17 protein-coding genes are annotated in these 15,252 nt (G+C 65.5%); 9 read left to right on the top strand and 8 right to left on the bottom strand.

Annotation, left to right across the window (positions count from 1 at the left end):
- The first annotated feature begins 151 nt into the window (after nucleotides 1-151).
- Nucleotides 152-1,186 carry a patatin-like phospholipase family protein gene (locus CIT37_RS16195; RefSeq protein ID WP_028141123.1) on the top strand — a complete coding sequence of 345 codons (1,035 nt, stop codon included), beginning with the start codon at nucleotides 152-154 and terminating at the stop codon, nucleotides 1,184-1,186.
- Here the strand turns inward: CIT37_RS16195 and CIT37_RS16190 are convergent, their stop codons facing one another.
- Both CIT37_RS16190 and CIT37_RS16185 read right to left on the bottom strand, forming a co-directional pair.
- Nucleotides 1,187-1,615 carry a CBS domain-containing protein gene (locus CIT37_RS16190; protein ID WP_028141124.1) on the bottom strand — a complete coding sequence of 143 codons (429 nt, stop codon included), beginning with the start codon at nucleotides 1,613-1,615 and terminating at the stop codon, nucleotides 1,187-1,189. It abuts the gene before it with no gap.
- A gap of 190 nt (nucleotides 1,616-1,805) precedes the next feature.
- Complete coding sequence (locus CIT37_RS16185; protein WP_028141125.1) at nucleotides 1,806-2,627, bottom strand: rhomboid family intramembrane serine protease; 822 nt, start codon at nucleotides 2,625-2,627, stop codon at nucleotides 1,806-1,808.
- Between the two features lie 308 nt (nucleotides 2,628-2,935).
- Between CIT37_RS16185 and CIT37_RS16180 the strand changes: the two genes are divergently transcribed.
- The 3 genes from CIT37_RS16180 (at nucleotide 2,936) to CIT37_RS16170 (ending at nucleotide 5,591) form a co-directional block, all read left to right on the top strand.
- A complete protein-coding gene (locus CIT37_RS16180) occupies nucleotides 2,936-3,238 on the top strand; it encodes a GIY-YIG nuclease family protein (protein ID WP_028141126.1) in 303 nt (100 codons plus the stop codon).
- A gap of 555 nt (nucleotides 3,239-3,793) precedes the next feature.
- On the top strand, nucleotides 3,794-4,348 hold the full coding sequence (locus CIT37_RS16175; RefSeq protein WP_038972392.1) for a PAS domain-containing protein: 555 nt from the start codon (nucleotides 3,794-3,796) through the stop codon (nucleotides 4,346-4,348).
- Between the two features lie 109 nt (nucleotides 4,349-4,457).
- Nucleotides 4,458-5,591 carry a DJ-1/PfpI family protein gene (locus CIT37_RS16170; protein ID WP_167456566.1) on the top strand — a complete coding sequence of 378 codons (1,134 nt, stop codon included), beginning with the start codon at nucleotides 4,458-4,460 and terminating at the stop codon, nucleotides 5,589-5,591.
- Between the two features lie 8 nt (nucleotides 5,592-5,599).
- Here the strand turns inward: CIT37_RS16170 and CIT37_RS16165 are convergent, their stop codons facing one another.
- A complete protein-coding gene (locus CIT37_RS16165) occupies nucleotides 5,600-5,986 on the bottom strand; it encodes a COG4315 family predicted lipoprotein (protein WP_038949892.1) in 387 nt (128 codons plus the stop codon).
- Nucleotides 5,987-6,124: 138 nt separating this feature from the next.
- On the opposite strand from CIT37_RS16165, the gene CIT37_RS16160 reads away from it, so the two are divergent.
- Both CIT37_RS16160 and CIT37_RS16155 read left to right on the top strand, forming a co-directional pair.
- Nucleotides 6,125-6,631, top strand: a complete 507-nt coding sequence (locus CIT37_RS16160) for a GNAT family N-acetyltransferase (RefSeq protein WP_038949893.1) — start codon at nucleotides 6,125-6,127, stop codon at nucleotides 6,629-6,631.
- A 126-nt stretch (nucleotides 6,632-6,757) separates the two neighbouring features.
- The gene (locus CIT37_RS16155) at nucleotides 6,758-7,060 is read left to right on the top strand and encodes a hypothetical protein (protein ID WP_038972393.1); all 303 of its coding nucleotides are present in this window, start codon (nucleotides 6,758-6,760) and stop codon (nucleotides 7,058-7,060) included.
- A 78-nt stretch (nucleotides 7,061-7,138) separates the two neighbouring features.
- Here CIT37_RS16155 and CIT37_RS16150 read toward each other — a convergent pair whose 3' ends face one another.
- Complete coding sequence (locus tag CIT37_RS16150; RefSeq protein WP_095426182.1) at nucleotides 7,139-9,109, bottom strand: DEAD/DEAH box helicase; 1,971 nt, start codon at nucleotides 9,107-9,109, stop codon at nucleotides 7,139-7,141.
- Nucleotides 9,110-9,393: 284 nt separating this feature from the next.
- Here CIT37_RS16150 and CIT37_RS16145 point away from each other — a divergent pair, with 284 nt between their 5' ends.
- Both CIT37_RS16145 and CIT37_RS16140 read left to right on the top strand, forming a co-directional pair.
- Entirely contained in the window at nucleotides 9,394-10,134 is a 741-nt protein-coding gene (locus CIT37_RS16145; protein WP_038972397.1) for a metallophosphoesterase family protein, read from the top strand.
- Between the two features lie 122 nt (nucleotides 10,135-10,256).
- The gene (locus CIT37_RS16140) at nucleotides 10,257-10,610 is read left to right on the top strand and encodes a cupin domain-containing protein (RefSeq protein ID WP_028141133.1); all 354 of its coding nucleotides are present in this window, start codon (nucleotides 10,257-10,259) and stop codon (nucleotides 10,608-10,610) included.
- A 21-nt stretch (nucleotides 10,611-10,631) separates the two neighbouring features.
- Here CIT37_RS16140 and CIT37_RS16135 read toward each other — a convergent pair whose 3' ends face one another.
- From CIT37_RS16135 to CIT37_RS16120, 4 genes are all read right to left on the bottom strand, one after another.
- On the bottom strand, nucleotides 10,632-11,144 hold the full coding sequence (locus tag CIT37_RS16135; RefSeq protein ID WP_038972398.1) for a hypothetical protein: 513 nt from the start codon (nucleotides 11,142-11,144) through the stop codon (nucleotides 10,632-10,634).
- Between the two features lie 108 nt (nucleotides 11,145-11,252).
- Nucleotides 11,253-11,681 (bottom strand): VOC family protein, encoded by a 429-nt coding sequence (locus CIT37_RS16130; protein WP_038949901.1) that lies wholly within the window; start codon nucleotides 11,679-11,681, stop codon nucleotides 11,253-11,255.
- Between the two features lie 106 nt (nucleotides 11,682-11,787).
- A complete protein-coding gene (locus CIT37_RS16125; protein ID WP_028141136.1) occupies nucleotides 11,788-12,270 on the bottom strand; it encodes a DUF5680 domain-containing protein in 483 nt (160 codons plus the stop codon).
- A gap of 3 nt (nucleotides 12,271-12,273) precedes the next feature.
- The gene (locus CIT37_RS16120; protein ID WP_028141137.1) at nucleotides 12,274-13,425 is read right to left on the bottom strand and encodes a zinc-binding dehydrogenase; all 1,152 of its coding nucleotides are present in this window, start codon (nucleotides 13,423-13,425) and stop codon (nucleotides 12,274-12,276) included.
- Nucleotides 13,426-13,946: 521 nt separating this feature from the next.
- On the opposite strand from CIT37_RS16120, the gene CIT37_RS16115 reads away from it, so the two are divergent.
- Complete coding sequence (locus CIT37_RS16115; RefSeq protein WP_050995690.1) at nucleotides 13,947-15,137, top strand: MFS transporter; 1,191 nt, start codon at nucleotides 13,947-13,949, stop codon at nucleotides 15,135-15,137.
- Nucleotides 15,138-15,252: the final 115 nt, after the last annotated feature.

Genomic DNA, 15,252 nt, shown 5'->3' with positions numbered 1-15,252 from the left:
CTGCGTGATTAGTCCAGCGGCAGCCAGCCCTCGCCACACTGCTGCCCCCTGCTTCCCGAACGGTATAAACCATGCTTGGCCCTCGCTCTGGTGCGGCGGAAGTCCGGTGCCTACTCTGGTGTCGAGGGCTGGCCCGGGTAGGAGAGTTTCGGTGCTTGATATCTTGAAGGGTCGTGGTGGGAACGGCTCGAACGGTGAGAAGATTGGCCTTGGCCCCACCCGTCGGCCGATCATCGGCCTTGCCCTCGGCGGCGGCGCGGCGCGCGGCTTTGCCCATATCGGAATCCTCAGGACCTTGATCGCCAACGGCATCGTGCCCGACGTCGTGGTCGGCACCTCCATCGGCGCCGTGGTCGGCGGCCTCCATGCGGCCGGCCGACTCGAGACGTTCGAAGAGTGGGGACGCAGCCTGCAAGGGATGCGCAACATCCTCGGCTATCTCGACATCCGCCTCAACGGCTCCGGCCTGCTCGGCGGCGAGAAGCTGGCGACCCGCCTCGAGAACGCGGTCGGACAGACCCTGATCGAGGACCTGCCCATCAAGTTCGCAAGCGTCGCGACCGAGGTCCGCACCGGCCACGAGATCTGGCTGACTCGCGGCCGCGTCGTCGATGCGATGCGCGCATCCTACGCCCTGCCCGGCATCTTCTCGCCCGTCCTGATCGGCGACCGCTGGCTGGTCGACGGCGCGCTGGTGAACCCGGTGCCGGTCTCGGCCGCCCGCGCGCTCGGCGCCGAAATCGTCATCGCCGCAAATCTTTCCAGCGACATCTTCACCCATTCCACGACGATCTATTCGCACGGCGCACCGCCCACGCCGGTCGCTCCGGGGGCCGAGGAGCCGACGGCCAAGCGGCGCTTCCCGCGCCTGTTCTCGCCCGAGAGGACGATGAAGCGCGAGTTCTTTGGCGGCAATGGCCGGCCCGGCATCTCCTCGGTGATGGTGGATGCCTTCAACATCATGCAGGACCGCATCACCCGCGCCCGCCTTGCCGGCGATCCGCCGGATCTGTTGATCACGCCGCGGGTCGGCCAGTTCGGCTGGTTCGACTTCCACCGCTCCGAAGACCTGATCGCTCATGGCACCCGCGCCGCGGAGCGCGCGCTGGAGTCGATCCAGGAGGCGATCCATGTGCTGGCGCCGGCGCCCGAAGGCACCGCGCCGAAGGCGGGCGAGCAGACCTGATCAGGCCGTCTTGATGTAGTCGCGCAGGGCTTCCTGCTCGGACTCGTATTCCTGGACCCGGCGCTTGACGATGTCGCCGATCGAGATCAGGCCGACCACCTTGCCGTTGTCGATCACGGGCAGATGGCGGAACTTGCCCGACGTCATCATCTCCATGAGCTCGGCGACCGTGTCGGTCTCCTTGCAGGTCACCACCTTGCGGGTCATGACCTGAGCGACCGGCTCCTCCAGCGCGCCGGCGCCGCGCTCGCCGAGCACGCGGACGATGTCGCGCTCCGACAGGATGCCCTCGAGCCGGCTCTGGTTCATCACCAGCACCGCGCCGATCTTCTTCTCACCGAGCAACTTGACCGCGGCAGCCAGCTTCGCGTCGGGCTCGACGCTCATGATCTGGTGGCCCTTGGTGTTGAGAATGGAACGTACCGTCATTGTTGCCTCCCTGAATCGGACCCGTCCGCCACTTGGCGGTCCGGACTTGTTCTTCGAGTCTTCAACTAACAGTTTAGGCGCCGGTTGCAGGCTCAGGCGCTTTGCGAAGCATCGCCGCTAGCGGCTTGCAGCTTCGGAACATTCTTCCTGCAAATGATGGATGAATTCGGGCCGCGCCGCAAGCGCCGCTTCAAATACGGTCGGAAACGTCCTGTGATGACGCATCCGCAGCATCGTTTCGCACGCGCGGCACGGGATCGAACAGGGCGAACAGCAGCAGGCCGGCGAAGAAGCCGCCGATATGCGCCTGCCAGGCAACGCTCGTGGTTTCGGAATCGATGCCGATCGCACCGACGCCGAAGATGATGTTGACGCCGAACCACACGGCGAGGAAGCCGACCACCCGCCCGTCGCGCAGCGCGCGCGACAGCGGCAGCGCCGGAACCTTTGCTGCGGTATCGGCGTCCGACCGGTTGAACGACAGGAAGCTGCCGCGGACGAAGGCGAAGCGGATCGCGGCTGCCATCGCGCCCGACACCGAGGCGGAGGCGCCGATCATCGGCGCCACCGCGTGCTCATGGGTGACGAGATGGGCGAGCGCGCCGGCCGCCGCCGTCACCGCCAGAAAAAGGAAGAACCTGACCGCGCCGAACCGCCGCGCCAGCGCGCTGCCGAACGGCAGCAGCCACAGCACGTTGAAGCCGAGATGGGTCAGATTGGCGTGCAGCAGCGAATAGGTGACGAACGTCCAGACCTTGGCGCCCGACCCGCCCGGGATCTGCAGATTGAGCAGCGAGGAATCGTATCGCTTCGGGATGAAGCCGAAGACGTCGATGGTCCAGTTCTCGAGCTCCGCCGGCAGCAGCACCCGCAGATGGATCACCGCCAGCAGGACGATATAGGCGGTCAGCGCCACAGGCAGCGTCAGGACCGGCTCGCGCGGAGCCTCCTCATGGGCGGCCGGCAGGCCGGGCTGAGAATCCTGCGGCGGAGAATCGTGCGGGGAATCCAAGGCAGCTTCGCTTTCAGGCGCGATCGGAACGATCCGTTTGGAGATAGTCGCCTTTGCCGGCCTTGCGCAAGTGCACAAAAGGAAATCGTGAAACGGCGTCTCATTTCGATGTCGGACGCGACGCTGGGCCCCGGCTCAGCAGTGCAGCGCTGAAGAAGCGCCGCACTGCGTCCGGGGCATGAAACCAGCCCAGCCCGTGTCCCGGACCAGGCGCGGCACGAAGTGACGCGCCGCAGAGCCGGGACCCAGATTGGCGGCAAGCTCGAACCATGCAATTCTAGGTAGTTTCTACTTTCTGGTTCACGCCGATGCCAACCGCATTCTTCGTCTACATCCTCGCAAGCCAGCGAAACGGCACATTGTACGTCGGCGTCACCAACGACCTCGCGCGCCGGATGGCCGCACACAAGGCGAAGCGCGTCCCCGGGTTTACGAAGCAATACGGGGTCACGTTGCTGGTCTATTTCGAGAGCTACGAGTCCATCCTCGAAGCGAGAGCGCGCGAGCATTCGCTGAAGCGATGGCGGCGCGCCTGGAAGCTCAAGCTGATCGAAGACCTCAATCCGGACTGGCGCGACCTGACGGAAGACCTGAACTCGCTGGCAAACTGACTGGGTCCCGGCTCTGCGCAGCAGCGCTATGCGCTGCAGCGCGTCCGGGACACGGAACGCTAGTGTCCCGGACCAGGCGCGGCACGAAGTGACGCGCCGCAGAGCCGGGACCCAGCTCTTCGTCGGTTGAGCCCGCGACATGGGCCCCGGCTCCGGGGCACGAAAGCCGGCGGCTGAAAAGGAAAAGGCAGGGCCCTGGGAAGCCCTGCCTGTCCGTGTCGGCCTTCCGGTGCCGGAGGAATGAAGGTGTATCCCCACCCCTCCCCGCGGCCCGTGACCAAGCTGTTTGACGCCCTGTGTACAGACCCCGCCGAGAACCTGGATGAAAGCGGCGAGGCTTGCGACTGCGATCACCATAGCAGCGACGCGTGAGGCGCAAAGGCCATAGTTAATTTAACGTTAACGACGCAAAGACTGCCTTAACGAGGGCGAAAACGCCCTCCCGGCATGGACGCTGCAAATCCCCTCCTGCACAACATCACAAGGGATCGCGGGTGCACTGAAGCGGGACAGCTTTGTCCCTTCGAGGTTGCACCCCGGGATAAGCGTTCAGACATGAAACATCCGTCGAGCCGCGCGTTCTTCGCGTATTGGGACAAGAAGCGCGGCGCCGCTCGGGCTCCTGATAGGGCCGACATCGATCCGGCCGCGGTCCGCGGCCTGCTCGGCGACATTTTTGTCCTCTCCTGCGAGCCCAATCTCGGCTTTCCCTTCCGCGTCGCGGGCACGCGCGTCTGTGCGCTCGCGGGGTGTGACCTCAAGGACCAGAGCTTTGCGGCGCTGTTCACGGCCGCGAGCCGCGGCGAGATCGAGGAGATCACGACCATCGTCGCCGACGAGACGTTAGGTGCGATCGCCGGCATCACGGCCGCGCGCGAGGACGGCAGCAAGGCCTATCTCGAGCTGTTGCTGCTGCCCTTCAACGCCCGCCCGCACACGCCGGTGAGCGTGACAGGCGTGCTCGCGCCGTTCGACGACGAATGCGGCGCGCTTTCAACCTTCACCCTCACCTCCTGGCGCTATCTGCACCAGCCGGAGAAGCTGCTGCCGCGCGCGATCCGCAAATTGCAGATCGCACGCGGGCTGATGGTGTATGAGGGGCTGAGATAGTCTCGCGCACGCGGATGGCCGTTTTTGCCGGATCTGCGTCATTCCTGATGTCGTTGCCAAGGGTTAGCTTCCGCCTCGCGTGAAGCAACGAGGTTCGGGTGACATCATCATGACATGGCGCGTTCTGGCGTTGAGCGGCTTCGGCTGCGTGGCGCTGCTGGCGGCGATCGGCGGAACCTGGCTGTTCCTGCTGCCAGGCACTCCGGCTCGGGGAGCCGCGCCCGCAATTTCCAGGGACGAGACCGAGGCGACGCTTGCGGCGCTGAAGCCGCCGAAGCGCGAACGCCCGCTGATCGCCATCGTCGGCATCAACGACATGACCGAGACGACAGACTATCTGATGCCCTACGGCATCCTCGCGCGCGCCGATGTCGCCGACGTCCTCACATTGGCGACGCAGCCCGGACCCGTCACGCTCTATCCCGCGCTGAAAGTGCAGCCGCATGCGACCATCGCCGAGTTCGACGCTGCGCATCCCGACGGCGCCGACTACGTGATCGTGCCCGCGATGAGCCGCGAAGACGATGCGGTCGCCCTGCAATGGATCAGAAGCCAGGCCGGCAAGGGCGCGATCATCGTCGGCGTCTGCGTCGGCGCCAAGGTCGTTGCCAACACCGGGCTGCTCGACGGCCGGCAGGCCACCACGCACTGGTATTCGGTGCGCGATCTGCAGAAGCATTCCGCGATCCGCTATGTCGCGGACCGCAGGCTGGTGGTCGAGCGCGGCGTCGCGACGACGACCGGCATCACCGCGTCCATGCCGATGGCCCTGACCCTGGTCGAGGCCATCGCCGGCCGCGCCAGGGCCGAAGCGGTCGCCGGCGACATCGGTCTTGCGGAGTGGAACGCGCGCCATCGCAGCGCGGCGTTCCAGTTCACACGCCCGTTCGCGCTGACGGCGATCGCCAACACGCTCGCATTCTGGAACCGCGAGCAACTCGGAATCGCGCTGACGCCAGGCATCGACGAGGTCTCGCTTGCGCTAATCGCCGATGCGTGGTCGCGCACCTATCGCTCGCGTGCCCTCACCTTCGCTGCCACGGCAGAGCCGCAGACGAGCCGCGGCGGTCTCCGCATCCTGCCGGACAAGATCGCGGCCGACTGGCCGGCAAAGCTGACGCCGCCGGCCGCCGCCGGTTTGCCGCCGGCGCGAGCGCTGGACCAGACGCTATCCGCCATCGACGCGCGCTACGGCTCGCGCACGGCCGACTTCGTCGCGATGCAGCTCGAATATCCGAGATAGATGCGCCGTTACGGCATCGCCAGATGCCAGGCGCCGTTCAAGAAGCCGTCGCCGGTGACGTCGCCGGGCTTCTGGTCCTTGGCGAAGGTGTAGAGCGGCTTGCCCTTGTAGGCCCACTGTTTCGAGCCGTCGTCGCGGGTGATGATGGTGTAGCCGTCACCGGCCGCATCACTCGCCTCGGCCTTCAGCACCGGCCAGTTCGTCGCGCATGGACCGTTGCAGGCGGACTTGCCGTCCGCGTCCTTGTCGAAGGTGTAGAGCGTCATGCCCTTGGCATCGGTGAGCACGTTGCCCTTGTCGGTCTTGCCGGTCTTGGTCGGCGGTGCGGCGAAGGCGGCGGGAACGATCGCGAGCGAGAGTGCCAGCGAGAGCGCGAGGCGGATCGGGGACGTCATGATATCTCCTGTCATGCAATTGGCTTGCATGGGTAGGACGCCGCACGCGGCGTCGTATTCCTGAGAGGGCGGCAAAGATATTTTTCGCTGCGCGCGCCGACGCGGCGGAATAAACTGGGTCAACCGAGACGGAAAGACATGAGCAAGCCGCACTGGCGTCCCGCGCACGCATCCGACCTGCCCGCGATCAGCGCGATCGCGGCGCAAATTCATCCTGCTCTTCCTGAGAGCCCCGAGGTGCTCGCGGAGAAGATGCGGCTCTATCCCGACGGATGCCGCGTGCTGGTCGCGGGCGACGAGATCGCCGGCTACGGTCTCGCGCATCCCTGGAAGCAATACCGGATCCCGCCGCTCGACGGCTTGCTCGCACGACTGCCTGACGATGCGGATTGCCTCTACGTCCATGACGTCGCGGTCCTGCCCGACTTTCGCGGCGGCGTCGTGCGCCCCTATGTTGCTGATGTTGAACAGTTGGCGCGTGCGTCAGGCATCGCAACGCTCGCGCTGGTCTCGGTCTATGCCACGCGGCCGCTGTGGCAACGTCTCGGCTTTCGGCCCGTCACGGCGGACGCGGCACTGCGCGCAAAGCTGGCATCCTATGGCGAAGGCTCGACGTACATGCTGCGCGACCTTACCGCGGTGTAATGTCCCTCGCCGGCCGGCCGGCTCACGCGGGCGTGAAGCCGCGCCCTCGAACCGGGTCAGGTGGCGCTCCGTCGAAGGTGTGTGCGAGCCGTTCCGGTCTCGCCGAACCGAGGCTGGAGAATATCCATGAAGCTCACGTTGTCGAAGATTGCCTTGATTGCATGCGTTGCGACGAGCGCGTTCGCCGCGACCAGCGCCAACGCGGCGCCCCACCGAACCGATGGCTGCCAGTTCGCCTTTTTCGAAGGCTGTGGCATCGTGTTCGAGCAGCCGAACCCCGGCCGCTCCCGCAGCAGCGTCATTCCCGTCCGCGATACCTCGCCGACCTACATGAAGCAGACCGACCCGCGCTACAGCTCGTCGATGCGCGATGCCGGCGGCGGTGGTGGTGGCGGCGGCGGTGGTGGTGGTGGCGGCGGTGGCCGCTGAGCTCACACCCGACTTTTCAGATGATGTCGCCGGTGCAACCCGGCGGCATCATTGTCGTCTGCGCTGAACGGTGCCGGTTCAGCCGCGATGCTTTTTCTTCTTCGGCTTCTTTCCAGGCGCGCCCTTCGCGGGCCACGGCGTGACCGACGGCTCTGCGTGACCCGGCTTGTTCTTGTGCTTCTTCTTGCCGAAGGACGGAGCATCGTCGAATTTCGGCCCGCGCTCGCCCTGAGGCTTGCTGCGCGGCTTGAATTCACTCTTGTCGCGTGGACGATCGTCGCGACGTTCCCGATGATCGCTGTCGCGGCTCTCGCGCCGGGGCGGGTGTGACCGCTCCTCCGCAGGCGCCTGTTGCTGCGGCGCGCCCGCCATCGGCTCGAGGCGGATATTGTCTTCCTTGTCCGGACGCTTGATCTTGACCGCGAAAGACTCCGCGACCCGCTCGGAAATCTCGAACTCGGTCGTGGTGTCCATGATCTTGATGGCGCCGATATCGCCCTTGTCGATGCCGCCGCGACGGCAGATCATCGGCAGCAGCCAGCGCGCTTCCGCATTCTTGCGTCGTCCGATGTTGGCGCGGAACCAGACGCTGGCCTCTCCCATGCCGTGACGCGGCGAGGATTTGCCTGATTTCGATCGCGGCCCCGCAGGGCGATCGTCGCCGCGTGAGGTGCGGCCATCGTCGCGCGGCGTGCGAACATTGTCCCGACCGCGATCATCGCGCGGCCGGCCGCTGCGCTCGCCGGGATCGAGGATGTCCTCGGGCGACGGCAGCCGCGCGCGATAAAGCCGCGCCAAGGCAGCTGCGATATCCTCGCCCGACCGCTCGGCCAGCAGCGCCTGGGCCAGCACCAGATCGTCCGCCGTCGTCTCCTCCGTGAACAGCACGTCCTTCATGCGCTCATGGTCGAGCTTGCGGATTTCGTCCGCCTGCGGCGCCGTGCCCCAGTCGGCATCGACACCTGCGAGATTGAGCAGCAGCTCTGCGCGACGCCGGCGGGCGGGCGGCACCAGCAGGACGCTGGTCCCCTTGCGTCCGGCGCGCCCGGTTCGGCCCGAGCGGTGCTGCATCACCTCGGCGTCGTTGGGCAGGTCGGCATGAATGACGAGGTCGAGGCTCGGCAGGTCGATACCGCGGGCGGCAACGTCGGTGGCGACGCAAACGCGCGCGCGGCCGTCACGCAGCGACTGCAACGCCATGGTCCGTTCGTTCTGCGTCAATTCACCCGACAGAGCGACGACGGAAAATCCGCGCTCCAGGAGCGCCGCCTGCAAATGCCTGACGTGATCGCGCGTGCTGCAAAACACCAGCGCGCTCGGCGCCTCGTAGAAGCGCAGCACGTTGACGACCGCATGCTCGGCATCGGCGGGTGCGATCCGGATGGCGCGGTACTCGATATCGGCATGACCGCCTTCGTCGCCGGCGACTTCGATCCGGAACGCCTGCTGCTGATATTGCTTGGCGAGCGCGACGATGCCGCGCGGAAAGGTCGCCGAGAACAGCAGGGTGCGGCGCGTCTCCGGCGTGGTCTCGAGGATGAACTCCATGTCCTCGCGAAAGCCGAGATTGAGCATCTCGTCGGCCTCGTCGAGGACGACCGCTTTCAATTCCGAGATGTCGAGACGGCCGCGGCGCAAATGATCGCATAGCCGGCCGGGCGTGCCGACGACGATGTGAGCGCCCGCGGCAAGCTCGCGCTGCTCGCGGCGCGGATCCATGCCGCCGACGCAGGAGACGACGCGTGTCTCCGCATGCTGGTAGATCCAGGCGAGTTCGCGCTGAACCTGCATCGCGAGCTCGCGGGTCGGCGCCACGATCAGGGCGAGCGGTGCGGCCGCCCGCTCGAACCGCTCGGCATCGCCGAGCAGATCCTTGGCCATGGCGAGGCCATAAGCGAGGGTCTTGCCGGAGCCGGTCTGGGCCGAAACCAGCAGGTCGCGGCCGGCGGCTTCGTCCGCGAGCACGGCGAGCTGAACGGGGGTCGGTGAATCATAGTTCCGCTCGGCCAAAGCGCGGGCGAGCGGCGGGGTCAGGGCCGGAAAAGACACGGGATGGAGAACCTTGGTTAATTCAGGCGCGCAAACGGTGAGCCGAGGGGCCTGAGCTCGCGTGCGCGGCAAACGGCCCGGCCGCACGCTGGATTTGATCTGGGTGCTCTTTACGCCAAGAGTTCGGAAATCACCATGCCAATGATGCATGGCTTCGCGAAAAGAGCCGCGCCTCAGAGGTTGCAGCGGATTTTTGCGGCCACCTTGATTAACATCGGCGCAACGGGGTCCGGCGGCAAGGCAAATGGGCCGAGATCGAACCGAGTTAGAGGGGGAGCGCAACGATGCGATTGGGAGTCATTTCCGACATCCACGGCAACCTTGCTGCGTTGGAGGCCGTGCTGGCCGACATCAAGGCGCGTGGCGTCGATTGCACCGTGAACCTCGGCGATTGCGTCACCAGCCCTTTGTGGCCGAAAGAGACTTTCGAAGCCCTGCAATCGCTGGCGTTGCCGACCGTGCGCGGAAACCATGACCGCTGGATCGAGGAGTTTCCGGACGACAAACTCTCGCCGGCAGGCCTGTTTGCGCGTCGCGCATTGACTGCGGAGCAACGACGCGCGCTCCATGGCCTGCCCTCGCAAATTCGTCTCGACGACGGGATCCTCGCCTGCCACGGCACGCCCGACAACGATACGGCGTGCCTGCTGGAAGAATCGCTCGACGACGGCCGCTTTGTCCCGGCACGCCGCGAGGTGCTGGCGACGCGCCTCGCAAGCGAGCCGACGGCGCGCGTGGTGCTGTGTGGCCATAGCCACCGCCAGGCCGCGGTTCAGGGACCGGGCGACTGCCTGGTTCTCAATCCGGGAAGCGTTGGTTGCCCCGTCTTCGCGGACATTCCGTTTGCCGCAAACCTGGAGCACCGCTCGCCTCACGCCCGCTATGCGATCCTCACGAAGAAAAAGAGGGGCTGGCAGGTCGAGCTGCTGGCCCTCGAATATGATTGGGACGCCGCATCGGCGCGCGCGCTGGCCAACAACCGCCCCGAATGGGCGCAGGCCATGTTGACCGGATGCGTCAAATAGCCGGCTGCGGCGAGATCTCGGACCGCATCGGTACGGCAAGATCGACCGATCAACGAGGACGGTCTTGTCGCACCCGCCCCGCGATCCCAAATCGTGCCTCACGAGAGAGCAACGGAGAAAACATGACAGGTAGCATATCGCTCGCCGACAAGCTCGCGACCTTTGAGGATCATTGGTCGCCGCGCACGGTCACGACCTTCAACGATTGCGACGTGATGGTGGTGAAGGTGAAGGGCGAGTTCACCTGGCACAGGCACGAGGACACCGATGATTTCTTTCTCGTCCTGAAGGGCAATCTGGACATCGAGTTGCGGGATCGCACGGTGACGCTTGGTCCGGGCGAACTCTACGTCGTGCCCAAAGGCGTCGAGCATCGCCCGGTGGCGCGCGAGGAGGTTCATCTCCTGCTCATCGAGCCGACCGGCACGCCGAATACCGGGGACAAGGCAACCGCAGCAAAGCGCAAGCTCGCATAGCGCGCAGCGCGCCTGCGCGGTCTAATCCCTGGAGGCCGCCAGTCCGCTGAAGCTGCCGACCAGCCTGGCTCTCACGCGCGCAACAGCGTCCTTGACCGCACGGGCCAGCGCCCGGATGGCGCGCCAAGCTTCGGTCGCCTGCAGCCACGCCTTCGCCCCGGCGTATTTTCCGTAAGCCCATGCAAAGGCGCGAATTCGCATCAGCTTGTCGCGTGTGAGATGAAACAAGCGCTCGACCAGCACCAGCTTGAGCAATTCGCCGACAATGAACGTTACCGCGCCGCTCAGGAACTGACCGGTTGCGGTGAGATAAGCAGCGACCGGCTTGACCGGCTCCAGAACGATGACGGGCACGGAGAACAGAGCGAGCGACGCATAAGGCGACAGCGATCTGATCCAGGTGCGCAAACGCCTGAATTCGAAATGCCGTCCGACCCAGCGCGCTATTGGCCGCGCCACGGCCATGAAGACAGCATCCACCACGAAGTAGATGGCAGCTAGCACGTAAGTGACGGGTTTCAGGATTCGCTTCACGATCGCTCTCCTGGGAACTGAAAGCCGCAACCTGGACCTAAGTTTCACCGCGGCGTGAATAAGTCGGGGATTTCCGGTGGAACTTTTCGGGCGACGGGACGGTAACCGCTAAATCTCGGCATAGATCTCCAGAAGATTGCCGTCGGGGTCGCGGAAGAACAGCGTGCGATGCCCGAACGACTGGTTGGTCGGCGGCGACACCAGCGCGACACCCTGCCGAACGAGTTCGTCGGCGCATGCATCGACCTCGGCCGCGGAGACCTTGAACGCCAGCTGCAGCGAAGCACTGCCCGGCGGCGTCGGCGCATCGGCGGCGGTTCGGCTCGGTCGCGCCAGCGCCAGCGTGTTGCTGCCCAAGCCAAACTCGATCCAGTTCGGCGACAGCTCGCGCAGCAGGGGAAAGGCGAGGATGTTCTCATAGAAGCGGCGCATCGCCGCCATGTCGCGCACGAAGATGACGGTGTAGTCGATCGCGCGGATGGCGTTGAAGGGGGAGGAGGCGCGTGGGGTTCGGTCGGGTGTCTGTTCGTTTGTCATCGCGTCCTTCATTCCGTAATTCCGTCTCGTTGCCCGCATGGAGCAAAACGGAAAGCAGGGCCGGTGTCCCCGGATGTCGCTTCGCTCGTCCGGGCTACGGGATCGTCTATCGCAGCAAGCCGCCACTGAAGCGCAGCTCATACAACTGCGTGCCATCCTGCCGCGCAATCGTCTCGACCCCATGAAAACGATCGAGCGCGCCTTCGACCTCGTTGCGGTAGAGCATCCCCGCCTGTTCGAACCGGCGCGGTCCGCGGTATGGCTGCTCGACGCTCACAGCCAGCAGCGCGTGACGCAGGAATTTGTAGATCGCGAGGAAAGTGTCCCGGTCCGTGATCTCGGCACGGGCGCCACCGCTGTAACTCATCGACCAGATGACGCGGTCGTCCCGGGAGACGGTCTCCTGCCCGACGAAAAATCCCATCCCGAAATAGATATCGCGATAAGCGTAAGGCGGCGCGCGATGCTCGAGCTGTTTTGAGCCGGCGAGCAGCGGCGCGGCCACCGTCGCGTCGTCGTCGAGGCCGGCATAGGTGCGCCGCTTGGCCTCGACCAGGAACGCCGCGAGATCGTGCGGGATCGACGGCATCTTCTATTCCACCAATTCGGGCCACGGCACGATGGTCGACTTCACCGTCTTCATCGCCATGGCGTCCTTCACCGCCTGCGCGACGCCTTCCTCCGTGAACGGATAGATCGTCTGCATCTTCAGCCAGGGATATTTGCCCGCCGTGCGATAGAGCATGTCGACGCCGAGCGGCAGGTCATTGCCGGTGAAGCCCCAGGACCCGAGCACGTTGAGGTCCTTGGTGCAGATGCGGTGCCACGAGGTGTCGATCGAGCCGGCATCGGTGAACTGGCCCATCTCGACATAGGTGCCGCCGTCACGCAGCATCTCGATGCCTTCGGGGCCGGCGGTGGGGTGCCCCGAGCAGTCCATCACCAGATCAGCCCCGAAGCCGCCGACGATCTCGCGCACACGCGCGATGCGCTCCTGCGGCGATCTGATCTCCTCGATGTTGACGGTCGCCTCCGCGCCGAACTCGCGCGCCAGCTTGAGCCGCGGCTCCTCGGGCGCACCGACGCAGATCACGCGCCCTGCCCCCATCTCCTTCGCAGCCGCGACCGCCAGAATGCCGATCGGGCCCGATCCCTGGATCACCACCGTGTCGCCCCAGGAAAAACCACCGGCGCGGCTGGCGCGGTTGAAGGCGCGGATGCAGGAGGTCAACGGCTCGGAGAGAGCACCGAGGCGCAGCGACATGTCGTCGGGCAATTTGTAGATCTTGGTGCCCGGCAGCATCTCGAGATCGACATAGACATATTCGGCCCAGCCGCCCCACATGTGCGGCGCCTTGTCGAAGCCGAGATAACGGCCGTAATAGACCGGCGTCAGGCATTTGTTCGCGGTCTGCGGATAATGGATGCAGTAATAGCAATGGCCGCAGGGCATCAGCGGCGGGATCATCACTTTTGATCCGACCTTGAGCGGCTTGCTCATGAAGTCCTCGGTGAACTCCTCGCCGCATTCGACGATGACACCGCCGAGCTCGTGGCCGAGCGTGAACGGCCAGGGCAGCGGCTTCGGCCAATGTCCCTTGAGGATATGCAGATCAGTGCCGCAGACCCCGCAGGCGCCGACCTTGATCAGCGCGGCCTTGCGGCCGACCTTCGGCCACGGCACGGTGCGGATGACGGGCTCTGAGCCCGGCCCTGCATGGGTGCAGACGCGAATGGATTCCATGGCTACTTCCTCGATGCCCGTCTGTTATGATTGATTGGCGCGGGCTGAGGCGAAGCGTATGTGAGATGTACGCGCGTGCCAAGATGCAGGAATTCGTGGCCCTCATGAGCGACTTGTCCGCCGTAGCTCGGAGAGCGAAGGCGGAAGCGACATGCGGGATCAGCGGCCCCGGATATCGCTGCGCTCATGCGGGCTACGGGGCTGCTACAACCTCAGCCGTCATCCTGAGGTGCGAGACCTGCGGCGCGTAGCGCCCCGCGGGGAGCCTCGAAGGATGGCTCCGGGAGCTTGCGGCTCATCCTTCGAGGCGCGCAAGAGCGCGCACCTCCAGCGACAACCGCTTCGCGGTTGCGCAGGGATGATGATTGAGTGTGCTGCGACAGTGCATGGCTGATCTTCGTGAGCGTCCAAGTCTTGAGCGCATACCTGCGACCGTGTAGGGACGAATTGAACCCCACCCAGGTGCCCCCTTGAACCCCCTCCCCCAAAATCCCGTCGCTGCGTCCGGCTCGTTCGCGGCGATGAAGTCGGTGCCGTACCGGCTGCAGTTCACCGCCTATGTGCTGGCGATGATGGCCGACAACATCGAGCATGTGATCAGCTATTGGGTGGTGTTCCAGAAATTCCATTCGCCGGCGCTGGCGGGTTTTGCCGTGCTGTCGCACTGGCTGCCGTTCCTGCTGTTCTCGGTCGCCGTCGGCGGGCTTGCCGACCGGTTCGATCCGCGCCGCATCATCCAGTGCGGCATGCTGCTGTTCATCGTGGCATCGAGCGGATGGGGTTTCTTCTTCATCACCGACACGATCCAGATGTGGCACGCGATGCTGCTGCTGGTGATCCACGGCTGCGCCGGCGTGCTGTGGCAGACGCCGAACCAACTGCTGCTCTACGACCTCGTCGGCCCCGCCGACCTGCCGAGCGCGGTGCGGCTGAACGCGATGGCGCGCTATCTCGGCATCCTGGTCGGGCCTGCCGTCGGCGGAATCATCATGCTGACGCTCGGCACCTCGCACGGCATCATCTTCAACACGCTGTTCTATCTGCCGATGCTGCTCTGGCTGTTCTGGGCGCCTGTGCGCGACAACAGCGTGGCGGTGCGGCGCTTTGCCGTGCGCGGCATTGCCGACATCGTGCTGACCATCCGCGCCATCGGCACCCAGCCGACCCTGACGTCGATGACCTGGCTTGCCGGCCTCACCTCCTTCATGATCGGCAATGCCTACCACGCCCAGATGCCGGGCTATGCCGGCGATCTCGGTCATGGCGATCCCGGCGTCTCCTACAGCGTGCTGCTCGCGGCGGATGCGGCCGGCGCGGTGCTCGCCGCTATCGCGCTGGAATCCTGGGGACGGCTCAAGGGCACGCCGCGCACCGCGATCATGCTCGCGATGCTCTGGAGCGCGGCGCTGCTCGGCTTCGCCACAGTGCGGATCTATCCGGTTGCGATCGTGCTGCTGTTCTTCGCCGGCTTCTTCGAGCTATCGTTCAACACCATGGCGCAGGCCCTGGTGCAGGTGAATGCGCCGCACGACATTCGCGGCCGCGTCGTCGGTCTTTATAATATGGCGGGGCTCGGGATGCGGGCGTTCAGCGGCATCACCGTCGGGCTGTTTGGCGCGGCGATCGGCATTCACTGGTCGCTCGGGCTGTCCGCCGCGGTGCTGCTGGCGCTGCTGCTCCTGCTGCAGCGGCGGGCGACGAGGCCGGCGTGAGCACCCCTCCGGGTGTGGCTTTCCGAACGCATTGTGTCTGTCCGTTTCCGCCGCGCCCGATCCTAACGCGGCATTAACCCTATGCACCTTAGGGTCGTCCCGGACTCCGCCCGGG

The organism is Bradyrhizobium ottawaense, assembly GCF_002278135.3.
Classification (GTDB): Bacteria; Pseudomonadota; Alphaproteobacteria; order Rhizobiales; family Xanthobacteraceae; genus Bradyrhizobium; species Bradyrhizobium ottawaense.
This window is presented reverse-complemented; position numbering and strand designations above follow the sequence as displayed.